Genomic DNA, 21,358 nt, shown 5'->3' with positions numbered 1-21,358 from the left:
ACCGACTTGCTCTGATTCCAGCACATGCGGGAAAGCGCCGGATGTTCTCCAGTGGCCGGAGGCTCAGGGGCGGCCCCTCGCCTGTCTTGCCGGAAGCGCCAGAGGCTGACCCGCTCATGGTCCATCGCCGCCAGCCGGTACGTTTTGCTCCTCGCTCTGCTGCGCAGCTTTGCAAGTCCGCTCGGTTGATTCTCGCGAAGGGGCGCAATTTGGTATGACCGGGGTGCCCGCCCAGCCCTGGCCGCTAGACTGGACCATGCCGATCCTGGTTGCCCCCACCGAGCGGTACAAAGCGAGCTTTCTGGACGCGGTGCGCGAGGCGCAGGCCACGGGCAGCGGCCTGGGCGACACCCTGACCTGGAACGTCGGGGAAGCCGAGGCCGACTTCGGGGCGTTTCTCGCCACCCTGCGCCGGTTTGAGCCGCCCGCCGACTTGCCGGAAGGCTTCGTCCATTCCGAGGTGCGCTGGTTGGTGGACGGCGATACGTACCTGGGCCGTACAAAAATCCGCCACACCCTGAATGACCGCCTGCGTGAGTTCGGCGGCCACATCGGGTATGAGCTGCGCCCTTCGGCACGCGGCCAGGGGTACGGGAAGCTGATCCTCGCGCTGGCGCTGGACCGTGCCCGCGAACTGGGCCTCCCGCGCGTGTTGCTTACCTGTGACGTGGAGAACCTCGGCTCGCGTGGCGTCATTGAGGCGAACGGCGGCGAATGCGAGGGCGAGTTCAGGCTGGCTTTTTACGAGAAACCGATCCGGCGGTACTGGATCGAGTTGGACCGGTCCTAACCCTCGCGCAGTTCCTCGGCCTTTTGCTGCACGGTCTGCGCCAGCTCGTCGAGGGCCTGGACCTGTTCGGCGAGGGGCGCGCCGGTGTCCCTGATCTTCTCGGCCACGGCTTCCCCGATCCGGGCCAGGGCGTCCAGTTGTCCGGCCCCGGCTTCGTCCAGCTCGGCGATGTGTTCCACGATGTCCGCGCCCGCGTCGGCCAGCGCCTGCACTTCCTCCTCGGCGCTGAGCTGCCGGAGGGCATTCACGCGCTCCTGGTGTTCGGCGCTGAGGCGTTCCAGCCGCGCCGTTTCCTCCAGCGTGTCCGCCTGCGCCCGCGCCGATGTAATGATGGTTTCCAGCGCCTGCATCTGCTCCCGCACCCGCTGCCGAATCTGCCGCAGCGCCCGCACGTTCACGCTTTCCAGCGGCGTCCGCGTCACGTCTTCGAGAGCCCGGCGGATCAGGTTGTCCAGGGCCTCGGCGGCCGTGATCTGCGTCTCGCCGCTCTGCACGATCTCGGCCAGCGCGCGGGCATGCCCTTCGCGCTCCTCGGGCTGCGCGGCCAGCGGCAGCGCCCGCACCTGCTCGGTGGTCAGGCACACCACCTGCCGCAGCGTGTCGGTCGCCGCCAGTCCCTCGCGCCCAGCCCGGATGATGTCCTCCAGCACCCGCGTCTGCGCCCAGCCTGCCGCGCCCACATGTTCCCGCGCCCGCGCCTCGGCCAGACGGCGGCGCGGCGCACTCATCGCCTCCCGCGCACCCGCCAGCAGGACTTCTCTCTTCTCGGCAGACTCGCTCACGGCGGCCATGTTGCCGCAGGAGCGGGATGAGAAAAGTGAATAATACGCTTTCCGTCTGTCTGGGGCTTCTCCCGCTTTTCCAGACTGTTCTTAAATTCCAGGTGAAGGCGGGCCGGGAGGGAAGGCGGTGGCTTGCCCCAGGGTTACCACAAAGTCGCCGAGTCCGCACTTACCCCTCTGCTATACAGCTCTGCGAGTCCGGCCCTGCGGGCTACCTCCCCTCAAAACGCTTGATGTGCAATGCAGAGCAGGGAGGGTGGGAACGCAGCGGTGGTTTTCTCGTCTGACACGAGGGCAAGCTGCGGCTGCCACCCCTCTCCCCAACCCTCTGCAAGCAGCTCTACGAGTCACCCGCAAGGGGAGAGGGAGAAAAAAGCCCATCCCAGACAGCGAGTTCCTATTGCACATCAGGCGTTCAAAGGGAGGCAACAGTTGGAGGGCAAACGGCGTCCCTGGCTCCCCCCCTGGGGAGCTGTCAGCGTAGCTGACTGAGGGGTTAACCGGGGCAGAGCTTCCAAAAACCGGATGTTGCGGTTGCCCTGGCCTCGCGTTCCCCTTGAGTGTCCCGGCCCGCCCACGTATACTTCCAAGGTCTGCCCCGCAGGAAAGCGGGCGCGTACATCTGACCAAGAACGCCTCTGCCCGCGCCTGACAGCGTGCTGAACGGGAAGTGGGGCGGTCCGCTGGCAAAGGAGAGAGTGATGCAGAACATCAAAGTGAACCGTGGCGTGATCCTGCGCTCGGTCGAGCAGGCCCACATCAAGACGGATCATCCGGAATTCCAGCCGGGCGATACGGTGCGCGTCGAGACGAAGGTCGTCGAAGGCAACCGCACCCGCAACCAGGCCTTCGAGGGCGTGGTCATTGCCATCAACGGCACGGGCAGCCGCAAGAGCTTCACCGTCCGCAAGATCAGCTTCGGCGAGGGCGTGGAGCGCGTCTTCCCCTTCAGCAGCCCCCTCGTCGCCAAGGTGACCGTGCTGGAACGCGGCAAGGTGCGCCGCGCCAAGCTGTACTACCTGCGCGAACTGCGCGGCAAGGCGGCCCGCATCAAGAGCGACCGCAGCCGCGTGATGAAGGACGCCGCCCGTGCCCAACAGGCCAAGGCGAACGCCCAGGCGGCCAGCGCCCAGGCCGAGGCGGCGCCCGCCCAGGACGTGCCCGCCGAATCTCAGGGCGAGTAAAGCCCTGCTCCCCGCCGGGTTCGCCCGGTCCCGCCGCCCGCCCGAACAGGTGGGCGGTGTGCCTTTGCTCCCCCTGCCGCCTGCTAGGCTGCCGCCCGTGAAGCCCCGTCCCCCCGCCGACCTGCCGCTATTGCTCGCCTTCGATCTCGACGGGACCCTGATTCCCGACCAGGGCCGCGAGGTGTCCGCCAAGACGGCGGAGGCGCTGGCCCGGCTGCGCGCGCTGGGAGTCCGGCTGGCGATCATCACTGGGCGGGACACGCCGCCCTCGGCGGTGCGGGACGCCGTGTGCCCTGACGCGGTCGCCACCAACAACGGCGGACGCATCGAGATCGGCGGCGAGTTGCACGCGGAGGCCCGCTTCACGCCCGCCGAGCTGCAAGCGGTCCTGGCGCACGAGCTGGAGGATGCCCGGGTGGCGGTGTTCACGGCGGACGGCCTGTACGTGAACCTCCCGCCGGGCCGCGAGCCGGAAGCCTGGATGCGTGCCCGTGGCTACCGCCCGCTGGCGGAAGCGCCCACCGAGGGCATCCTGAAAGTCGGCTTCTACCACCCCGGCGTCGCGGATTTCGCCGCCCGCCTGCGCGTGAGCCATCCGCACCTCGTCCTGACGGGCGCCCAGCCTCCCTATACCGAGTTCCTGACGGTCACGCCCGTCGGTGCCCACAAGGGCGCGGCCCTGACCCTGATCGCGGAGGCGCTGGAGATTCCCCTGGACCGCACGGTGGCCTTTGGGGACAGCGACAACGACCAGGCGATGCTGGAACTCGCCGGATACGCGGTGCAACTCGGGACCCTGCCCCTGCTCGCTCCCCACGCCGACGAGCAGGTGGCTTCCCCGGGGGCGCTGGGGGCGTATCTGCACCGGCTGGCCGACCGGCTGGAAGAGGCTGGGCGGGGAGGCTGAAGCCCCGCTTCCCTTCAGCTCCGCTGGAGCGCCATCAGGGCGTTGCCGTCCGGGTCGCGGAACACGAAGTAGGCCAGCCCCGGATGCGCCTCCTCGATCTCCCCCACCGACAGGGCACCCAGGGTCCGCAGATGCTCACGGGCTGCGGACAGGTCCCGGCTGTGAAAGGACAGGATGGGATGCGCCGCAGGCTGGAACTCGAACGCCGGGTCCGCCCCGTGATCATCCAGGGTCACCCACGGCTGTTCCCCGGACACGTTCAGCGTGTAGTAGTGGCGCTGTAGCTCCTCCTCCTTCAGGGGCACCCCGAACGCCGCGCTGTACCACTCTGCGGCCCGGCGAAGGTTGCGGACGTGGATGAAAACGCCATCCACACGGTTGAGCAGGGGCGAGGAAGACATGTCGGTCACTGTACCTCAGCCTCTCCTGGGGAGAGGACCTGCTCCCGCCACCCGCCCGCCCTCCAGCCGCAGATGATGCGTCAGGCCCGGCGGCGCGTCTGAAGGCCGGTGCGCGATCACCATGACATGCGTCCCCTGCCGCGCCAGTTCCGGCAGCAGCGCCAGAAAGCGGGAACGCGCCCCCGCGTCCAGAAAATCCAGCCCCTCGTCCAGCATCAGCAGGCGGGGGGCATGGCTCACGGCGCGGGCCAGCAGCAGGCGGCGCAGTTGCCCCTGCGAGAGCGTCTCGGCGCGGCGGTCCAGCAGGTCGGTCACGTGCAGGTGGGCCGCCAGTTCCTCCACCCGGGCGGCCTGCTCCGGGGTGAGTTCCGCCGAGAAGCCCTCGCTGCCGCCCCACGCGCTGCCGATCACCTCGCGGCCCGTCCAGGCCCGCCGCTGCCGGATGCCGACCTCCGCGCCGACCAGGCCCACCAGGCGGCGGCGCTCGGTGAGCCGGTCGCGGCGGAGGAAGGGGCGTTCGATCCGGCCGCCGAGCGCGGGATGGAGTTCCCCGGCGATCAGCCGCGCGAGGGTACTCTTGCCGCTGCCGTTCTCGCCCGTCACCAGCCAGTGTTGCCCCGCCGCCCACGTCCACGAGAGCGGCCCCAGCGCGCGGTGCCCATTGCGGTACACCTCCACGTCCCGCAACCGCACGAGGTCGCCGGAACCGGGGGGCGGGGGCAGGTGGACGGCGCCCGTCGGGGGAGGGGCCGTTGTCTGCCCTGCAACGACGCGCCCCCCTTCCACCCACAGCGTCCGCCAGGGCAGCGGCGCTTCCTCCGGGCGGTGCGTGGCGAGGACGACGGCGACGCCGGAAGCGTGAATGTCCCGCACAACGCGCCCCAGCCTCTCCCGCGCCCCCGCGCTCAGGCCGTCCGTGAACTCGTCGAGCAGCAGCGCCTCCGGGCGGGGCATCAGCGCCCGCGCCAGCACGGCCCGCCGCCGCTGCCCGTGGCTGAGGGTGCGGAAGTCGCGCTCCAGCAGGCCCATCACATCTGTCAGCGCCGCGACCTCTGCCAGGCGGGCCAGGGCTTCGGGCGTCGGCTCCCACAGCCGCAGCGCATCGCCCTCAAATCCGGCCAGCAGCACGTCCCGCACGGTCTGCGCCCAGTCGCGGGTGAGGTAAAAGGCTTCGGCGTCCGGTCCCACGACCGAGAGCGTGCGCCGCGCCCGCACCGCCGACCGCTGAAGGGAGCCGCCCAGGCCGTACACGCGCTGGCCCTGCGCCGGGGTCACCTCACCCGAGAGCAGCCGCAGCAGCGTGGTCTTGCCGCCGCCGTTCGGGCCAGCGAGCCGGAGGGCCTCGCCAGGTGCCAGCGTGAGGCTCACACTCTCCAGCAACGTGCGTCCGCCAGCGCGTACCGTCGCGTTTCTCAGCTCCACCAGCGGCAGCGTCATGGGGAGGAGTTTAGAGCGGGATACGCCAGCCTGCCGATGCCTGCGGGTTCTCCCTGTGTTTGGATCAGGCATGGCCCGCACCCTTCACCTCATCAAACATGCCCGGCCCCGGATCGTGCCCGGCGTCCCCGCTCACGACTGGCAACTGGCCCCCGGCGCGCTGGACGGCATTCCCGCGCTGGCGGCCCGCCTGGTTCCCCCGGCTGAACTGGTGGTCAGCAGCGAGGAAGGCAAGGCGAAAGCCACCGCCCAGGCTCTCGCCGCCCGGCTGGGCGTCCCCTGCCGGTCCATGCTCGGTCTGCACGAGCAACTGCGCTACACGGCGCCCTACCGCGAGAACGCCGCCGACTTCCAGGCCGACCTTCGGCGGTTTTTCCTCCACCCGGCAGAACTCGTCTTCGGGGAGGAAAGCGCCGATGACGCCCGGACCCGTTTTGCCAACGCCGTGCAGGCGGTGATGCTGGCCCACACGCAGGAGCGCGTCGCCATCGTCGCGCACGGGACCGTCATCAGCCTCCTGATTGCTGGCGCGAATGGGCTGGACCCCCTGCCCCTGTGGACCTCGCTGGGGTTGCTGGAGGCGCTGACGGTGGACTGGCCGGGGCTGAAGCTGCGGGCAGAGGCGTAAAAAAATCCCCCTCCAACCGGAAGGGGATGTCTGCTGGCCGCCTCGAATCAGCGTTTGCTGAACTGCGGCGCGCGGCGGGCCTTTTTCAGGCCGTACTTCTTGCGCTCGACCTCGCGGGGGTCGCGGGTCAGCAGGCCGCGCGGCTTGAGCTGGGCGCGGAAGTCGGGGTTGACCTTCAGCAGCGCGCGGGCGATGCCGAGCTTGATCGCGTCGGCCTGACCGCTGGGGCCGCCGCCGGTCACGGTGATGACGGCGTCGTACCGGCCCGCGGTGCCCGTCTCGCGGAAGCCCTGGAGGGCGTGGACGGCGCGCAGCAGACCGCGGAAGTAGGTCTGGAACTCCTTGCCGTTCACCACAATCTTGCCTTCGCCGGGGCGCAGGAACACGCGCGCGACGGCGGCCTTGCGGCGGCCGGTACCGTAGAACTGTTCAGGGGTAGCCATGATTACTTGACCTCGAGCTTCTGGGGCTTCTGGGCAGCGTGGGGGTGCGTCTCGCCCGCGTAGACCTTCAGGCGCGTGTGCATCGCGCGGCCCTGGCGGCCCTTGGGCAGCATGCCGAAGACGGCGTGTTCGATCACGCGCTCGGGGTGCTTGGCGAGCGCCTGACGCGCCGTCTCGGTCTTCAGGCCGCCCTGGTAGCCGGTGTAGCGGGTGTAGACTTTGCCGTCCAGCTTGTTGCCGGTCAGCGCGACCTGCGCGGCGTTCAGCACGACCACGAAGTCGCCCTGGATCATGTTGGGCGTGAAGTCGGGGCGGTGCTTGCCACGGATGCGGCTGGCGATCAGCGTCGCGAGGCGGCCCAGCGGCACGCCCGCCGCGTCCACCACGACCCAGTTCTGCTCGTCGTTCTTGGGAACAAAGGTTTTCACCGTGAAACTCCGTAAAAGGGGGATTTGGCTGCGAGTGCGCCCCGCCCTTTCGGGGGAGAAAGCTGGCGTGCGCCTCCGGGTGCCTCCCGGTCGCCTCGGCCCTACCAAGCACGAGACACTAAAGGCCAGGGTATCAGAGGGAGGGGGGAAGGGGCAAGGGCGGCGTGGGCGGGTTCTGCGCCTCAAGCTGTTGCCGGATGAGGTTCCAGTTGTTTTCGAACTTCTTGAGCTGTTGCGCGTCCAGACGAGCGTCAAAAGAAGCCGGATTGCGCGGACGTTGCCAGGGCGTCTTGCGATCTTCCATATAAGCGCGGTAAGCCGGAGCCATGATGCTCTGCACGTCCTGCTGGGTGAGGATGAAGAAGCGGTCCCTTCTTGCTTCCGTTTGGGCCTGAGCCTCGTGCTTGGGCGCGATGGCTACATAGACGTAGATCAGCCCTGGGTGGTCCAAGATTCTGTCGCCGTGATCCACTTGCCTATCCCCCACGACTTCCAGGTTGATCCAATTGTCGGCACGCGAGGGCCATTGAAGTCCCCGCGCCGCCTTGACTTGAATGGGGATGGAACGGCACTGCTCATCCGCCACCAGCAGATCGAAGGCGGGCACGTTCCCGGCAAAAGGTGTGGCGACCAAATCCAGTTGCCTTCCCAATTCAGCGCAAACCAGAAACTCCCCGATCTGCCCAGTGAGTTTGTTGCTCAATCCACTTGCCATGCTGGATTATGGCCCCTCCACCAAAGCCTCCATCGCCAGCCGGTAGCCCAGAAAGCCCAGCCCGCTGATCTTGCCCTTGCAGACCGCCGCCGTCACGGACCTGTGCCGGAACTCCTCGCGGGCGTCCACGTTGCTGATATGGACCTCGACCACGGGGAGGGCCTGCCCGGAAATGGCGTCCCGCAGCGCGTAGCTGTAGTGCGTCAGCGCGCCGGGGTTGAGGACGATGCCGCTGAAGCCATGTTCGCCCGCGTCCTGAATCCACTCCAGCAGTTGCCCCTCGTAGTTGCTCTGGCGGCAGGTGACTGGCACGCCGAGTTCGGCGCCCCACGTCTCGCACAGGCGCTCCAGGTCTTCGAGTGTCTGCGAGCCGTACACGCCCGGTTCGCGCAGGCCGAGGCGGTTGAGGTTGGGGCCGTTGAGGACGAGGATCATGCTTCAGCCTATCGGGTCAGCACAGTCGGGTGACGTCGGCCTGCCATGCCTCAAACGCCCCCCGCAAGACCTCTTCCGGCACCCGCGCGAGGTACGGCCGGGCGAGGTCATGCAGCAGCACGAAACGCACGCCCTCCGAGTCGGCTTTCTTGTCGCGGGCCATGAAGGGCCACACGTCCTCGAAGGTGAGGGCGGGGAGGGGACGGGGCTTTTGCCAGCGTAGGAAGGCGCGTGTATGCGCGGTCAGGTCCGCGCCGCCCATGTCACGGCTGAGGAGAGCGGCGTAGTGCATCCCGTACCCCACAGCCTCACCGTGCGTGACCGCGTGGTCCGTGACCGCTTCCAGCGCGTGCGCGAGCGTGTGACCGAAGTTCAGGAAGGCGCGTTCCCCTTTCTCCGTCAGGTCGCGCGTCACCACCACGGCCTTGACGACGATGGCGTCCGCCAGGGTGTCCTCCAGACCCGGCCCACCGGGGCGAAAGTCGGGCGAGAGGACGCGGGGCAGCAGGGTGGGGTCCGCGATCAGCCCGTGCTTGTACGCCTCCGCCGCGCCCTCCGCGAACACGGCGGGCGGCAGGGTGGTGAGCGTGTCCGTGTCGCACCAAACGGCTTTCGGGGGCCAGAAGGCACCCACCAGATTCTTCCCCTCGGGCAGATTCACGCCCGTCTTGCCGCCCACCGCCGCGTCCACCATCCCCAGCAGGGTGGTCGGCAGGGTGTAAAAGGCCACGCCGCGCAGGTAACTCGCTGCCACGAAGCCCGCGAGGTCCGTCACCGCCCCTCCGCCCAGGCCTACCACCGCCGCGTCACGCGGGAGATTGGCCTGGGCGAGCCGCGACAGGACCTTGGAGAACACCCCCAAGGTCTTGCAGTCGTCGCGGGCGGGCACCTCCACCGTCAGGGTGGGGGAGAGGGCCGCCTGCACGGTCGCCACGAAAGCGGGGGGCAGATCGGCGGGATGGATCAGGGCGACCTGACGTTCCGCCACGCGCGCCCGCGCGAGCAGGCCGGGGCCGACCTCCACCGCGTAGGGCTGCGGGCCGCCGACCTCAATCCGCCGCACGTTCCCCCAGCCGCCCGTGTTCTGGGGACGCCTCCGCACCCAGGGCGGCGTCCGCATCGGCCCAGTCCCACAGGCGCTGGGTGACCTCCTCCACGATCTCCTCGGCGGGGCGGCCGTCGCTGTGGACGTGGATGGTGCCCTGGCGGTAATGCTCCTCGCGTTCATCCATCAGGGTCCGGATGCGGGAGAGGGGGTCGGCACTTTGCAGCAGCGGGCGGTCGCTGTGGCGGGTGCGCTGGTAGACGGTTTCGGGAGAGGCCCACAGCACCACGACGGGGCCGCGTTCCAGCAGGGTGCGGCGGTTCGCCTCGTGGATAAAGGTACCGCCGCCCAGGCTCACGACCGCGTGGTCCAGCCGGGTGACGCGGCGCACCACCTCGGCCTCGCAGGCGCGGAAGTAACTCTCGCCCTCCTGCGCGAAGACCTCGGGGATGCTCTTGCCGACCACGCGGGTGATCAGCTTGTCGGTGTCCACGAAATGCAGGGCCAGCGCCCGCGAGAGTTCCCAGCCGATGCGGCTTTTCCCGGTGCCCATGAAGCCTGCCAGCGCCACCCAGGTGACGGGACGCTCGATCAGGCCGGACCCGTTCATGGGGGACAGTCTAGAGGAAAGCCGGTCAGTCAGCGTGACGGGTTCACCCTCTGCTGCTGGCGGGTCGAGCAGGGCCGCCAGCAGCGCGGCCTCCACCCGTTCGGCCCAGCCGTCAGTAGTCACGTGCGTAAGCCCGCGCCGCCGCCACCCGTTCCTGAAGCTCGGGCAGGGTGTCACCGCCGAACTTTTCCAGCACCGCCTCGGCCAGCACCCAGCCGATCACGCATTGGAGGATCACCCCGGCGGCAGGCACGGCGGTGGTGTCGCTGCGTTCGCGGGCTGCGTCCGCCGCCTCGTGCGTGACCACGTTGACAGTCGGAAGCGGCTTCATCAGCGTGGCGATGGGCTTCATGGCGACGCGCACGATCAGTTCCTCGCCGTTCGTCATGCCCGCTTCCAGGCCGCCCGCGCTGTTGGTGTCGCGGGCGTAGGTGTCCCCCCGGTAGTACACCGGGTCATGCACGCCGCTGCCCGGTTTCACCGCATTCTCGAAGGCCCGCCCGATCTCCACGCCCTTCATCGCCTGCACACTGAGGCACGCCTGCGCGATGCGCCCATCCAGCTTGCGGTCCCAGTGGACGTAGCTGCCCAGGCCCACGGGCAGCCCCCGGAAACGCACCTCCAGGATGCCGCCCAGCGTGTCGCCGTCCTTTTTCGCTTGGTCGATCCGCCCCCGCATCTGCGCCGCCGCGTCGCCGTCGGGGGTCCGCAGGTCGGAGTCCTCGATGGCGTCGAGTTGGTCCCAGGAGAAAGGCTGGCGCGTCTCGATGCCGCCCAGGCTCGCCACGTAGTTCGCGCCCTCCACGCCGAGTTCGGAGAGGAGCTTCAGGGCCACCGATCCCACCGCCACCCGGGCCGCCGTCTCGCGGGCGCTGGCGCGTTCCAGCACGTCGCGCAGGTCCTTGTGGCGGTACTTGATGCCGCCGGTCAGGTCGGCGTGGCCGGGGCGGGCGTCGGTGAGGGCCTTTTTGCGCGGCTCCCCGCCCGGCTCCGGCGACATGATCCCGGTCCAGTTGCGGTGGTCTTTGTTCTCGATCACCAGCGTGACGGGCGCCCCGGTCGTCCGGCCCGCACGCACGCCGCTCATGACCTGCGCCTCGTCCGTCTCGATCACCATGCGCCGTCCGCGCCCGTAGCCGCCCTGCCGCTTGCGGAGCCAGGGATTGATGTCGCCCTGGCCCAAGGGCAACTGCGACGGCAATCCCTCGATGATGGCCGTCAGTTGCGGCCCGTGCGACTCCCCGGCGGTGAGATACCTCATGGGGCCGACTGTAGCGCCGCTTTCAGTGGGACTGGGGCGGGCTGCCCAGACGGCTGAGGCGGGCAGCTCCCGCCCTGGAAGCCGCCCGCCTGCCTGTTGTCTGCGCTTACTTTCTGCGCCTACTTGACGACGGTCCCGGTGATGATGACCAGCAGTTGGGTCTGGGTGCGGGTGGTCGTCTGCTTGCTGAACGCCGCACCGATCACGGGGAGGCTACTCAGGAAGGGGACACCTGCCGTCGTGCGTGTCTCGTTGGTGCCCAGCAGACCGCTCATCAGCACCGTCTGGCCGCTCTTGAAGGTGATGCTGCTCTGCGCCTCGCTGTTGCTGAAGTTCAGGAGGGTCGGCAGTCCGGTGGTGGGGAGGGTGTCGGGCTGGTTGACCTGACCGCGCACGCGCAGCGTCACCGTCCCGTCCGGGGCCACCTGCGGATCGAAGAAGTCGAGGTTCACGCCGTAATCGATCTGCTTCTGGATGGGGGGCACGTTGGCTGCCTGGCTCGGAATGTTGATTTCCAGCCGTCCGCCGGACTTGATCGACGCGGCCGCCGTGCTGGAGGCATTCTGCGTGGCCGTGTTCGATCCGAGCGAACGCTGGCCGCTCTGCATGGTGATGTTGCCGTCGTACACACGCTTGGTGAGGCCCTGGTTCTCCAGCGCTTGCAGCGTCGGGAAGATGTTGAAGCCCACCAGGCTGCGGGTGGGATCGAAGGCGGCCCCCAGGCCCCCGCCCCCGACGCTGACGTTGAAGCCGCCGAAGCTCACCTTCCAGTCCATGCCCAGCGTGCGCGCCGCCGTCTCGTTGATCTCCTGAATACGGACCTGCACGTTGATCTGCGGCACCACCTGATCGAGTTGCGGAATCAGTTCGGCGATCTGCGCGACCTGCTCCGTGGTGCCCCGCACGATCAGGGTATTCGTGCGTTTGTCCGCGATGATCGTGGCCGTATTCGAAGTCGGTGTGCCGTTCCCGGGGGTGCTTCCCGCTGTGCCGGACGCCGGAGTGGACGCGGCCGGGGTGCTGGCATTCAGGGGCGCGTTCGCCAGCGGTCCCGTCGTGTACGGCTGCCCGGTGGTCGGATCGATCACCGTGGCGTTGGGGACGAGGGCCGGAGGGGTGAGGTCCCGGGCCAGCGTCCCCTCCAGCGTCGCCTTGACCTCCTCGGCGCTGGCATTCACGAGCTGGAAGACGCGCTGCACCGTCTGCGGCCCGGCCTGGGGTGCGGGGGCCGGGCGGTCCACCTGCCCCAGCAGCGTCAGGGCGGTGTCGAGCTGGTTTTGCGGTCCGGACAGGATCAGTTGCCCGGTCTGCCCGACAGGCGTGACCTTGAGGTCGGGGTACTGGGCGGCGAGCAGTGCCGAGATATCTGCCTGCTGGCCCTTGACCGTGTAGACGCGCTGAATGGTCTGGATATTGGCAATGGAGGGACTACGGTCTATCTCCGCAAGCAGGGTGAGGGCAGCATCGACATCATTCTTGATGCCACTGACGATGATTTGCGACGATGAGCCGTACTGGGCAAGGCTCAGATTTGGATAACGCGACTTCAAGAAGTTGACAACATCCGCAGGGTTCCCTTTGGCCGTGTAGATCACCTGGCTTTGTGGAACTGCCGCCGCCTGCGCTTTTGGAATATCAATTGTAGAAACAAAGCTCCGTACCTTTGCTGTGTCCTCTGCCGTCCCGCCGACAATCAAGCGGTTGTTTTCGGTATCGGGAACAATCTTGAGTGTTCCTGCTAACGTGTAGCCATCGAATTGACGCACCTTGTCTATCACCGCACCGGTGTTGGGGTCGCGGATAGGAGTCTCGGTGTATGTGCGCTCTCCAAAAAACTCTAGTGCTCTCTGATACGCATATTGGGCATTGATATTGCTGAGTGGGACTGCGAGTTGTGCAGGCCGCTGGCCGATGCGCAATACCTGGCCGTTCCCTACGCGGACCACGGTGTATTGCAGCTCGTAAACATCCATCAGAAGCGGCCAGACCTCGTTGAAGGGCTTGTTGACAAAGTTGTATGCAATGGGCTTTGCGCTTAACTCCTGAGGCCGACCTGTGGCAGAAGCATAATTTCCGCTTCCGGTGGTCGAAACTGTCTTTGTGTTGCTGTCATTGTTCGTACTGGTTGTGGTCGTTGAAGAATTTGTCGTCAGAGTGCCATCTATAAGCGCCAGGGCGTCGACATTGAAGTTGAACACCACCTCATATCCGGCACTCCTGGCCAGTGCCGCCAGCAGCATGGAGAGTGGGCCGCGGTAACTTCCGGTGTTGACGGTAACGGGTGAGGAAGTCAGTTGAGGATCAACTCGCGCTTGCACAGTGGGAGCGGTATTTTGCGCGGGCGTCGTGGTCTGCGCGGCGGCCATGCCGAGCGCGGCGGTCAGCAGGAGGGCGTATCTCTTCATGGCTCACCTTTTGTCGAGTTCCAGGGTCTTGGTGTCGTGGCCGAGCGCGAGGGTGGCGCTGGTCGCCGTGACTTCCTTGAGGGTCACGTCCGAATCGGGAAGCCTCTGCCCGACCGACACGACCAGGAAGCCGTCCCGCGAGCGGAAGATGGCGGTATTCACCGGGCCGAGCACCACGGCGTCGAACGCCAGGTCGCGGCTCTGCACCAGTTGATCGAGGGCGGGGAGCGGCGCGGCGCTGTCGCCGCCCAGTTGGGTGATCGGCTGCGGCACCCCCGGCGTGGGAAGGGCCGTGGGGAGCGCCCCGGCACTGTTCGGGCGGCCTGCCGGGCTGTCCTGCCCCGGCGCGCGGCTCTCGAGGGCACGGCCCAGGGTGCTGTTCAGATCGATGTTCTCGCGGGGCACACGGACGCCCACGACGGGGGGCCGCACGGGAGCGGGCGAAATCGGCGTGACCTTCGCGGGGTGGGGCGGGGTGCCCGTGGGGGCAGGCGGCACGAGCGTGACCGTTTCCGGCTCCGGGCCAGGGCGGTTCGCGCCGGGCAGGGTGGGCACCGGGAACGCGCCGCCCGTGACGGCTGGGGCGTCCACCGTCACGCGGTCACCGCTGCCGGGAAGCGGGGAGAGGGCGAGGGCGCCCCCTTGACTGCCCGCCGCAGGGCTGACCACCGGGCTGGACGGCTGGCTGCGGGGCACGTCCAGGGGCGCGGCCGGACGGCTCCCGGCTGCCGGGGGAGTGGTGGGGGTCTGGCCCGCCGCGCCGTTCGCCCCCGCCGTCAGGGCCAGGGGCCGGAAGGGATTGACGCTGGGCAGGGCCGCCAGGGCCGTGTCCGGGTTGATCCCGCCGGGCGTCGGGGCCGTCTCCGGCTGCGGGGCGGCCGGATCGCTGGCGCCAGCCGCGCCGAAGGCCGGGAGGGTCGGCACGTCCACCTGCCCGTCGGGTTGCACGTTCACGCTGCCCGCGGGGGCCGCGCCGGTATTTCCGCTGGCCGCCGCAGGGTCTTCCGCTGTGCCCTCCGCGGGCGGTTCCGTGGTGGGAGTGGCGGGGGGAGTCTGGGCGAGCTGCCCGGCGCTCCGGCCGCTGGTCCACACGTACCAGCCACCGATCAGGGCGGCCAGCAGCAGCAGGACCAGCAGCAGCTTCATCTCGCGGGAGAGGGTCAGGGGCGCGGGCTTGGCAGAAGGGCGCGTCACTGGCTGCCTCCCTGGGGCGCGGCGGGTGCGGCGGGCGGCGCGGCGGGGGCCTCGGGGGCGGCGTTGCCCGTGCCCGCGCTGCCCGCCGTCTGGTCGAAGGTGTAGACCGTCAGGTTCAGCGTGCCCTCCAGGGCCGGGTTGTAGGTGTTCGCCTGCGGCAGTTGCAGGTTCACGCCGCTGACGGTCGTGAAGCGGTTCATGGTTTCGATGGACCGCAGCGCCCGGAACACCTGGGCGAACTGTCCGCTCACGCCCAGACTGAGGTTGATGGGCCGCACGCCGCCGGGGAGGCCGCTGCCCGTCCCACCTTGCACGGTGAAGGTGGTCATTTTGGCCCCCGCCGCGATGACGTTGCGCCGCATCTCGTCGAGCACCGTGCCGAACTGGGCGGTGGCCGGGAGCGCCCGCAGGAACTGGTCGCGCTCGACCTCCAGCCGCGCGGTGGTGGCGCGCAGTTCGGGCAGGTTGCGCTGGGCGGCGCGGTAACGTTCGGCGTTCAGCCGGGTGGTGTCCAGATCGCCCTGCACCTGGATGATCTCCTGCTGGCGGGTCTGGAAGTGCAGGAAGTACCAGACCAGCAGCAGCAGCAGGCACCCGGCCAGCACGGCCAGGAACAGGGAGCGCGGAGCGAGCTTAACGGACATTGGAGCCTCCCGCCGTGCTGGCGGCCTGCGGGGCGGGCTGGCCCACCAGGCCAACCGACGCGGCGAAGGTGTAGCGGCCCGTGTCGCCTTCCTGTTGCAGACTGCGGAAGTTCACGGCGAAGTTCGGGCTGTTCTCATAGGCGTTCAGGAAGTTCACGACCGACTGCTGGCTGCTCGCCGTCCCCGAGAGGTCGAACTCGCGGACCACGTTCTTTCCGGTGTAGACGCCGCTCTTTTGCAGGTCCGCGAGGGCGCCCGCGTCGAGGGCCTTCACGTTCATGGACGTGATCGCCACGCCGCCCCCGCTGGGGAGTTGCGACGAGAAGGCCGCCAGATCGTTCGTCCAGTACGTTTTCGCGTCCCGCAACTGCCCGGCGACGGCCGTGACCTCTTCCAGCGTGCGCTGGGTGCCCAGCAGCCGGTCGTACTCCTGCTTGGCGGGCGTCAGGGCCGCGATCTCGCCGTTCAGGCGGTCCTGTTCGCGGTGCAGGGCGCCCAGCCGTGAGCCGACGATCAGCTCGGGAATCAGGATCAGGGCGGCCGTCAGGGGCAGCAGCGCGAGGGCCGCGTAGCGCCAGGCGTCGGGCTGGGTGCTGCGGCGCTCCTGCTGGGGGAGCAGGTTGATCTCAACCATGACGCTGCACTCCGCGCAGGGCCAGCCCCAGCGGCACCGTGAATTCCGCCGCGTTGGTCTGGAGATAGCCGGTGTCCACGTTCGCCTGGTCGGTCTGCACCGTCAGCCAGGGACTGCCGACCTCCACCCGGAACCCCAGCGCATTGCTGATGGCCCCGGCCAGACCGCGCAGCTTCGCGCCGCCCCCCGCGATGAAGGTCCGGTCGATCACCACGTCGCCCGACTGCACCCGGTAGAACTCCAGCGAGCGACGAATCTCGGTGATCAGGTCGCCCAGCACCGGGCGGATCACCTCGAACACGCGCGCCGGGCTGTACTGCTCGCGCGCGCGGTCGAAGTTCAGCAGGTCCTCCTCGTCCTCGGTGGGCGTGCTGGCGGTCGCGTAGCCCAGCTTGACCTCCTCGGCGGCGCTGAAGTCCAGGTCGAAGGCCTTTTGCAGCGCGGTCGTGAAGTCGTCGGCGGCCACGGCGATGTTGCGCGCCATCAGAATCCGGTCGCCGCGGACCAGGCTGATCACGCTGCTGCTCGCGCCGATTTCCAGCACCATCGCCACCTCGCCCGCCTCGGTGTAGTTCAGGCCGCTGAGGGTGGTCTTGTTGAGGTGCTCGCCCAGCAGGTTGCCGCGCAGGGCGCGCAGGGTGGCAAAGCTCTTGAGGTCCACGACGGTCGGTTCCAGGCCCGCCAGCCGCAGCACCTCCACCTGCCGCGCGACCGCCTCGCTGGGGGCGGCGGCGATCACGGCCTCCATCTGCCCGTCTTCCGGGATGGTGGCGGGATCGTCTTGCAGGTCGAAGTCCAGGTTGACCTCATCGATGGGGTAGGGGATGTAGCGCTCGGCTTCCCACTTGATGGCCTCCTGAAGGTCCTTGCGTTCCATCCGGGGCACCATGATGTTGCGGGTAACGGCCGACTGGTTGGGCACGGCCGTCACGGCCTGGCGGGCGCTGATGCGGTGTTCGGCCAGCAGGTTCCTGAGTTCGGTGGCGACCGCCTGCGGCTCGATCACCAGCCCGTCGCGCATGCTGCCGATGGGCGTGGGCACCATGACGGCGTGCTGGAGGACCGGGGGCGACCCGGGGCGCAGCGCCACCACCTTGATGGTGCTGGTACCGATTTCCACGCCGATGGCATTCGTGCGCGGACTTGTGAGGCGTTGGAGCAGGCTCGTCATTCTCCCTCCAGAATCCGGCGGATTTTAGTGTTGACTCATCTCGTGCTCGACCGCTCCGGGAGGAAGAGGAGAGGCTGATAAGGGGCGAAAAGGAAAAGGGGGCTGCATGAACGTCTCATGCAACCACCCGTCCACTTACGGAACTCTGACAGCCCGCCGAGGCCGACTGGCACGCTTTTAAACATCCTTCCAACCGCGCTCCCGCCCGGCGCGCGATCCCCCCGAAGCATGAAGGTCCGGAGGCGGGGGCGGCCGGGGCATGACCCCGGGACGTGCGGGGCGTTCAGGGGGTCAGGGGCACCAGATCGACGCTGTAGACCCGCACCACGCTGCCCGGCGAAACCGTCACCACGTCCGCGCCCACCAGCCCCACGCGCCCCGGCCCGTGGGGCACGCTGACCAGCACCCGGCCCGCCGCGTCCAGCCGCTGAAGGGCCGTGCCGGTCAGGCGGTACGTGCCCGACAGGGTCACCACCCCCGGCAGGTACGCCGAGCGCACGCCGGTCGGGGTGACTTGCAGCAGCGGCCCCGGAGCCGTCTCAATCACCACGCCGTCCGAAACCCGCCGCAGGACACCCGCCAGCAGCACGTAATCCTGCCCGTCGCCCCCGGTGAGGGCGGCGGTCGGTGCGCCCGGGACGCCCGGCGCCGGGTTCCCCTCGTAGGTCACGGCGCTGCCGTCCTGACGGTAGGCGCGCGTCGCGGTCAGGGCCACCACCCGCCCCACCGGAACCGACCGGGCCGCGCGGTCCAGCGTGACCAGCAGCCCCGCGTCCGGCAGGGCGGCCCAGGCGTCTCCGCCGTTCCAGCCCACCGCCACCGCCGCCCCCGGCAGCGCCGGGCACACTGGCCGGTAGGACGGCGCGCGGGCCACACAGGCCTTCCCGGCGTCCACCCACGCGACCCCTTCCGGCGCGAAGGCGGCGTTGAAGGTCGAGCTGGGGTTGGACGCTCGGGACGTGTTGGCCGGGGCACAAGCCGTCAGGGGCAGGAGGCAGAGGGCCGAGAGCAGAAGGCGGCGCATGGGCGCATTGTTCCGTGCGGGGAGCTGAGAAACCTGCCGGTCTGCCCGCCAGGAAGAGGGATTACGTCTGCGCTTCCTCCTGCCCTGACGGCTGACCGCTGACGGCGGACCGCTCCCGCAGCAGCGCCTCCACCACCACGTCCAGCCCCACCCCCTCCTGTGCCCGCCTGTCCGGCGTCCACGAGATGCCCCGGCTGGCCTTGACCAGTACCACATCGCCGTCACGCACCTCCGCGAGCAGGCCCTCCAGCAGTTCCGGCACGGTGCGGTAGGCCCGCTCGCCCAGTTCCGCCGCGAACGCGCCCACCCCGTAGGTGAGGTCGGCCCGCTCCCGTGCGTGCGCGCCCACCTGCGCGTGCAGATCCCGTTCCGTCTCGCCCAGTTCCAGCATCCGCCCCAGCACGCTGATGCGGCGGCCTGGAAAGGCCGCGAGCGCGTCCAGCGCCGCCGTGACCGCGAGGGGGGAGGCGTTGTAGGCGTCGTCGATCACGGTAAAGCGGCCCGGATGGACCCGGTAGCGGCCCCCCGGCACCTGCACCTGTGAGAGCCGTGCTGCCGCCTTCGCCAGCGGTACCCCCGCTTCCAGCGCCAGCGCGAGGCCCAGCACCGCCGCTTCCGCCTGCACGCGCGAGGCCAGCGGCAGCGTGACGGGCACGCCCCGGAAGGTAAAGTGCGCCCCCTCCGGCGTCACGGTCAGTCCCTCGCCCGAGAAGGTGACGCCCTCGCCAAAGCCGTAGGTATCGGTGCCGGGATAGAAGGGGGCCGCCTGCGTGCCCACCAGCCCGCGCCGTCCCTCCAGAATCACGCCCTTCTCTCGCGCCACACCCTCCACGCTCCCCAGTTGTTCCAGATGCGCCGCTCCCACGCTGGTCACCACGCCCACGTCGGGCCGCACCAGGTCCACCAGTTCGGCCATCTCGCCCACGCGGTCGATGCCCATCTCGACGACCAGCGGCACCCCGCTTCCCCCGAACTCGATCAGAAAGCAGGCGATGGCGGGCATGGTGTTGTAGACGGGCATAAAGTGCGCCCCCAGCGCCGCCGCCGCGTAACTCTTGGCGGTCGTCTTGCCCACGCTGCCGGTGATGCCCACCACCAGGGGGTTCTTCGCCCGTTCGGCCCTTGCCCAGGCGAAGAGGGCCTCCCGTGCGTCCGGCGCCCGCACGGCGCGTTCCACATCCAGATTGGTCAATACGAAGGGTGCCCCCGCCGCCAGCGCCGCCTCCACGAAGCGGTTCCCGTGCATCTTCTCGCCGGGCAACGCCACGAACGCGACCTCGGGCGAGGCCTCCCGCGAATCCCAGGTCAGGCGCGCGGCGGGCCGGGCGTCCGGGTGAACGTGGGCGGCGAAGGGGAGGGCGGCGTGGGGGTCGAGCATGGGGGGAAGGTAGCAAAGAGCGGAGGGCCAGTGCGCTTCAGCTTTCGCTTCTGCCTTGATGGCTTAGGAACTCTGTTCCGGGTGGTGATGGAAAACCGCGTTTTCCTGCGTTGGGACGGCTGCGCCGTCCACCCCCCTCTGCAAGCAGCTCTACGAGTCCCAGCCTCCCCCGCAAGGGGGGAGGGGCCAAAAAGCCCGACTGCACGGCTTCGGACTTTAAGTTGCGTAAGCTCTAAGCTCTCGGCCCTCTGCCTTACTCGATGGTCACCAGATAGTCATACAAATCCGGCCCGCCCAGATGCGCCTCGACCTCCGCCATCGGGAACTCCTGACCGATGCGTGCCGAGAGGGCGTCCAGGTCCTCCTGCGTCTTCTGCGGCCCGCCGAACATGGTGATGATCTCCTGCCCGGCGTAGTTCTTGTTCAGCATCTCCAGCACACTGTCTTCCGGCGTGCCGCCCGCCTGCACCAGCTCGTCGTCCTTGAGGCCGATCACGTCGCCTTCCGCGATGTCGAGCGTCACGCCTTCCTTCGTCGTGATATTCGTTGTGCGGCTGGCGCGGGTCACTTCGAAGGTGGTCACGCGGGCGGCGGCTTCCTCCATCTCGGCCTTGAGACTCTCGGCGTCGGCGTCCGGCTGAAAGGCGAGGGCGGCCCCGATGCCCTGGCCGAGCGTGCGGGTGGGCACGACCACCGCGCGGCCTTCCATCAATTCCATCGCCTTCTCGGCGGCCATCAGGACGTTCTTGTTGTTGGGGAGGATCAGCACCTTCTCGGCGCTGACTGACCTCACCGCGTCCACGATGTCCTGCACGCTGGGGTTCGCGGTCTGCCCGCCCGACACGATGCGCGCGCCAAGACTGCGGAAGAGCTTCACCAGGCCGTAGCCGCTCGCCACCGCGACCAGGCCGGAGGGGGGCACCTCCTCCTCGGCCCGCGCCGCCGCGCCCGCCATGCCCAGAATCTCGGTGTGCTGCTCGGACATGTCCTCGACCTTGGTCTTGAGCATCCGCCCGTAGCGGCCCACCGTCGCCAGCAGCGCGTCGGGTTCGTTGGTGTGGATGTGGCCCTTCACGTACCCCTCGGCGCCCACCACCAGCAGGCTGTCCCCGAAGGGGCTGACCAGCTCGCGGATTTCCTCGATGGGCTTCTGCGCCTCGCTCATCAGGAACTCGGTGCAGTAGCCGAATTCCTCGTTCTCGAACTGCTCCTGCGCGTAGGAGGTGATCTCGGGTGCCTCGGGGAGCTCGTCGCCGCGCAGGGCCGCCAGCATCCCCTGGACCACGTACAGGTAACCCTGGCCGCCCGAGTCGATCACGCCCGCCTGCTTCAGCGCGGGGAGCATCTCGGGCGTCTTGTCCAGCAGCGCCTGCCCGCCGAAGAGGGCCTGTTCCAGCACCGCATCCACGGTGTCGCGTTCGCGGGGGCCGTTCGCGCCGTCGGCCACGCCACGCGCGACCGTCAGGATGGTGCCTTCCACCGGCTTCATCACCGCGCCGTATCCGGCTTTCTGCGCGGCGCGGAAGGCGGCGGCGAGCGTCCTCGCGTCCACCTCGGGCTTCTCGCGCACGACCTCGGCAAAGCCCTTGAGCAGTTGCGAGAGGATCACGCCGCTGTTGCCGCGTGCGCCCAGCAGCGCGCCGTAGCTGATCGCCCGCGCCACCGACGCCATGCTGCTTTCGTCGCAGGTGTCCAGTTCGCGCCGCACCGACTGCATGGTGAGGTGCATGTTGGTGCCGGTGTCGCCGTCGGGCACCGGGTACACGTTCAGCGCATTCACCTGCTCGCGGTACACGCCCAGCCAGTCGGTCGCCACGCGCAGCATCCGCGCGAGGTCGGCGG

At 68.9% G+C, this 21,358-nt stretch carries 22 protein-coding genes and 1 pseudogene; 4 read left to right on the top strand and 19 right to left on the bottom strand.

Features of this window, described 5'->3' with window-relative positions:
- Positions 1 to 256 precede the first annotated feature (256 nt).
- The gene (locus E5F05_RS17225; protein ID WP_129119854.1) at positions 257 to 790 is read left to right on the top strand and encodes a GNAT family N-acetyltransferase; all 534 of its coding nucleotides are present in this window, start codon (positions 257 to 259) and stop codon (positions 788 to 790) included.
- Here the strand turns inward: E5F05_RS17225 and E5F05_RS17220 are convergent.
- Positions 787 to 1,581 (bottom strand): hypothetical protein, encoded by a 795-nt coding sequence (locus tag E5F05_RS17220; RefSeq protein WP_129119853.1) that lies wholly within the window; start codon positions 1,579 to 1,581, stop codon positions 787 to 789. The two genes, E5F05_RS17225 and E5F05_RS17220, sit on opposite strands and share 4 nt — an antisense overlap.
- A 692-nt stretch (positions 1,582 to 2,273) precedes the next feature.
- Here E5F05_RS17220 and rplS point away from each other — a divergent pair.
- Together rplS and E5F05_RS17210 are read left to right on the top strand one after the other, a co-directional pair.
- Positions 2,274 to 2,756, top strand: coding sequence for a 50S ribosomal protein L19 (gene rplS / locus E5F05_RS17215; RefSeq protein ID WP_164973528.1), 483 nt, complete (start codon positions 2,274 to 2,276; stop codon positions 2,754 to 2,756).
- Positions 2,757 to 2,853: 97 nt separating this feature from the next.
- Positions 2,854 to 3,663, top strand: a complete 810-nt coding sequence (locus tag E5F05_RS17210; RefSeq protein WP_241687211.1) for an HAD-IIB family hydrolase — start codon at positions 2,854 to 2,856, stop codon at positions 3,661 to 3,663.
- A 14-nt stretch (positions 3,664 to 3,677) separates the two neighbouring features.
- Here the strand turns inward: E5F05_RS17210 and E5F05_RS17205 are convergent, their stop codons facing one another.
- Both E5F05_RS17205 and E5F05_RS17200 read right to left on the bottom strand, forming a co-directional pair.
- Positions 3,678 to 4,064: a VOC family protein gene (locus E5F05_RS17205; protein ID WP_129119851.1), complete on the bottom strand. Its 387-nt coding sequence runs from the start codon at positions 4,062 to 4,064 to the stop codon at positions 3,678 to 3,680.
- A 15-nt stretch (positions 4,065 to 4,079) separates the two neighbouring features.
- On the bottom strand, positions 4,080 to 5,501 hold the full coding sequence (locus E5F05_RS17200; RefSeq protein ID WP_129119850.1) for an ATP-binding cassette domain-containing protein: 1,422 nt from the start codon (positions 5,499 to 5,501) through the stop codon (positions 4,080 to 4,082).
- Positions 5,502 to 5,571: 70 nt separating this feature from the next.
- Here E5F05_RS17200 and E5F05_RS17195 point away from each other — a divergent pair, with 70 nt between their 5' ends.
- Positions 5,572 to 6,129 carry a histidine phosphatase family protein gene (locus E5F05_RS17195; protein WP_129119849.1) on the top strand — a complete coding sequence of 186 codons (558 nt, stop codon included), beginning with the start codon at positions 5,572 to 5,574 and terminating at the stop codon, positions 6,127 to 6,129.
- 47 nt (positions 6,130 to 6,176) lie between these two features.
- On the opposite strand, the gene rpsI is transcribed toward E5F05_RS17195, so the two are convergent.
- The 16 genes and pseudogenes from rpsI to E5F05_RS17120 all read right to left on the bottom strand — a co-directional run bounded on the left by rpsI (position 6,177) and on the right by E5F05_RS17120 (position 21,341).
- Positions 6,177 to 6,572: a 30S ribosomal protein S9 gene (rpsI, locus tag E5F05_RS17190; protein WP_129119848.1), complete on the bottom strand. Its 396-nt coding sequence runs from the start codon at positions 6,570 to 6,572 to the stop codon at positions 6,177 to 6,179.
- A 2-nt stretch (positions 6,573 to 6,574) separates the two neighbouring features.
- Positions 6,575 to 7,000 carry a 50S ribosomal protein L13 gene (rplM, locus tag E5F05_RS17185; RefSeq protein WP_129119847.1) on the bottom strand — a complete coding sequence of 142 codons (426 nt, stop codon included), beginning with the start codon at positions 6,998 to 7,000 and terminating at the stop codon, positions 6,575 to 6,577.
- A gap of 133 nt (positions 7,001 to 7,133) precedes the next feature.
- Positions 7,134 to 7,715 (bottom strand): hypothetical protein, encoded by a 582-nt coding sequence (locus E5F05_RS17180; RefSeq protein WP_129119846.1) that lies wholly within the window; start codon positions 7,713 to 7,715, stop codon positions 7,134 to 7,136.
- A 6-nt stretch (positions 7,716 to 7,721) separates the two neighbouring features.
- Positions 7,722 to 8,150, bottom strand: coding sequence for a type II 3-dehydroquinate dehydratase (gene aroQ / locus E5F05_RS17175; protein WP_129119845.1), 429 nt, complete (start codon positions 8,148 to 8,150; stop codon positions 7,722 to 7,724).
- A 16-nt stretch (positions 8,151 to 8,166) separates the two neighbouring features.
- Complete coding sequence (aroB, locus tag E5F05_RS17170; RefSeq protein WP_164973527.1) at positions 8,167 to 9,270, bottom strand: 3-dehydroquinate synthase; 1,104 nt, start codon at positions 9,268 to 9,270, stop codon at positions 8,167 to 8,169.
- Positions 9,200 to 9,928, bottom strand: coding sequence for a shikimate kinase (locus E5F05_RS17165; protein WP_375791556.1), 729 nt, complete (start codon positions 9,926 to 9,928; stop codon positions 9,200 to 9,202). The genes aroB and E5F05_RS17165 overlap by 71 nt, the downstream gene beginning before the upstream one ends.
- The gene (aroC, locus tag E5F05_RS17160; protein WP_129119844.1) at positions 9,918 to 11,066 is read right to left on the bottom strand and encodes a chorismate synthase; all 1,149 of its coding nucleotides are present in this window, start codon (positions 11,064 to 11,066) and stop codon (positions 9,918 to 9,920) included. The genes E5F05_RS17165 and aroC overlap by 11 nt, the downstream gene beginning before the upstream one ends.
- 119 nt (positions 11,067 to 11,185) lie before the next feature.
- The gene (locus E5F05_RS17155) at positions 11,186 to 12,616 is read right to left on the bottom strand and encodes a type II secretion system protein GspD (RefSeq protein ID WP_241687210.1); all 1,431 of its coding nucleotides are present in this window, start codon (positions 12,614 to 12,616) and stop codon (positions 11,186 to 11,188) included.
- Positions 12,617 to 12,745: 129 nt separating this feature from the next.
- Positions 12,746 to 13,039 (bottom strand): annotated as a pseudogene (locus E5F05_RS22125) (secretin N-terminal domain-containing protein); the annotation flags it as partial.
- Between the two features lie 435 nt (positions 13,040 to 13,474).
- Positions 13,475 to 14,665, bottom strand: coding sequence for a hypothetical protein (locus E5F05_RS17150; RefSeq protein ID WP_129119843.1), 1,191 nt, complete (start codon positions 14,663 to 14,665; stop codon positions 13,475 to 13,477).
- Positions 14,662 to 15,309, bottom strand: a complete 648-nt coding sequence (gene pilO / locus E5F05_RS17145) for a type 4a pilus biogenesis protein PilO (RefSeq protein ID WP_129119842.1) — start codon at positions 15,307 to 15,309, stop codon at positions 14,662 to 14,664. The genes E5F05_RS17150 and pilO overlap by 4 nt, the downstream gene beginning before the upstream one ends.
- Entirely contained in the window at positions 15,299 to 15,943 is a 645-nt protein-coding gene (locus E5F05_RS17140) for a fimbrial assembly protein (protein ID WP_129119841.1), read from the bottom strand. The genes pilO and E5F05_RS17140 overlap by 11 nt, the downstream gene beginning before the upstream one ends.
- Complete coding sequence (gene pilM, locus E5F05_RS17135; RefSeq protein WP_129119840.1) at positions 15,936 to 17,114, bottom strand: type IV pilus assembly protein PilM; 1,179 nt, start codon at positions 17,112 to 17,114, stop codon at positions 15,936 to 15,938. The genes E5F05_RS17140 and pilM overlap by 8 nt, the downstream gene beginning before the upstream one ends.
- Positions 17,115 to 17,397: 283 nt before the next feature.
- The gene (locus E5F05_RS17130; RefSeq protein ID WP_129119839.1) at positions 17,398 to 18,138 is read right to left on the bottom strand and encodes a hypothetical protein; all 741 of its coding nucleotides are present in this window, start codon (positions 18,136 to 18,138) and stop codon (positions 17,398 to 17,400) included.
- Between the two features lie 61 nt (positions 18,139 to 18,199).
- Positions 18,200 to 19,516 carry a UDP-N-acetylmuramoyl-tripeptide--D-alanyl-D-alanine ligase gene (gene murF, locus E5F05_RS17125; RefSeq protein ID WP_129119838.1) on the bottom strand — a complete coding sequence of 439 codons (1,317 nt, stop codon included), beginning with the start codon at positions 19,514 to 19,516 and terminating at the stop codon, positions 18,200 to 18,202.
- Between the two features lie 253 nt (positions 19,517 to 19,769).
- Entirely contained in the window at positions 19,770 to 21,341 is a 1,572-nt protein-coding gene (locus tag E5F05_RS17120) for a DAK2 domain-containing protein (RefSeq protein WP_164973536.1), read from the bottom strand.
- Positions 21,342 to 21,358: the final 17 nt, after the last annotated feature.

Source organism: Deinococcus metallilatus (genome assembly GCF_004758605.1).
Taxonomy (GTDB): domain Bacteria; phylum Deinococcota; class Deinococci; order Deinococcales; family Deinococcaceae; genus Deinococcus; species Deinococcus metallilatus.
The sequence above is the reverse complement of the archived record's forward strand: the minus strand, read 5'-3'. Positions and strand labels throughout refer to the sequence as shown.

Coding starts and splice junctions, on each gene's coding strand:
- E5F05_RS17225 (WP_129119854.1), top strand. CDS start 257: ATGCCGATCCTGGTTGCCCCCACCGAGCGGTACAAAGCGAGCTTTCTG.
- murF (WP_129119838.1), bottom strand. CDS start 19,516: ATGCTCGACCCCCACGCCGCCCTCCCCTTCGCCGCCCACGTTCACCCG.
- E5F05_RS17205 (WP_129119851.1), bottom strand. CDS start 4,064: ATGTCTTCCTCGCCCCTGCTCAACCGTGTGGATGGCGTTTTCATCCAC.
- rpsI (WP_129119848.1), bottom strand. CDS start 6,572: ATGGCTACCCCTGAACAGTTCTACGGTACCGGCCGCCGCAAGGCCGCC.
- E5F05_RS17140 (WP_129119841.1), bottom strand. CDS start 15,943: ATGGTTGAGATCAACCTGCTCCCCCAGCAGGAGCGCCGCAGCACCCAG.
- E5F05_RS17180 (WP_129119846.1), bottom strand. CDS start 7,715: ATGGCAAGTGGATTGAGCAACAAACTCACTGGGCAGATCGGGGAGTTT.
- aroB (WP_164973527.1), bottom strand. CDS start 9,270: ATGCGGACGCCGCCCTGGGTGCGGAGGCGTCCCCAGAACACGGGCGGC.
- E5F05_RS17130 (WP_129119839.1), bottom strand. CDS start 18,138: ATGCGCCGCCTTCTGCTCTCGGCCCTCTGCCTCCTGCCCCTGACGGCT.
- pilO (WP_129119842.1), bottom strand. CDS start 15,309: ATGTCCGTTAAGCTCGCTCCGCGCTCCCTGTTCCTGGCCGTGCTGGCC.
- E5F05_RS17200 (WP_129119850.1), bottom strand. CDS start 5,501: ATGACGCTGCCGCTGGTGGAGCTGAGAAACGCGACGGTACGCGCTGGC.
- aroQ (WP_129119845.1), bottom strand. CDS start 8,150: ATGATCCTCGTCCTCAACGGCCCCAACCTCAACCGCCTCGGCCTGCGC.
- rplS (WP_164973528.1), top strand. CDS start 2,274: ATGCAGAACATCAAAGTGAACCGTGGCGTGATCCTGCGCTCGGTCGAG.
- E5F05_RS17220 (WP_129119853.1), bottom strand. CDS start 1,581: ATGGCCGCCGTGAGCGAGTCTGCCGAGAAGAGAGAAGTCCTGCTGGCG.
- E5F05_RS17120 (WP_164973536.1), bottom strand. CDS start 21,341: ATGCTGCGCGTGGCGACCGACTGGCTGGGCGTGTACCGCGAGCAGGTG.
- aroC (WP_129119844.1), bottom strand. CDS start 11,066: ATGAGGTATCTCACCGCCGGGGAGTCGCACGGGCCGCAACTGACGGCC.
- E5F05_RS17195 (WP_129119849.1), top strand. CDS start 5,572: ATGGCCCGCACCCTTCACCTCATCAAACATGCCCGGCCCCGGATCGTG.
- pilM (WP_129119840.1), bottom strand. CDS start 17,114: ATGACGAGCCTGCTCCAACGCCTCACAAGTCCGCGCACGAATGCCATC.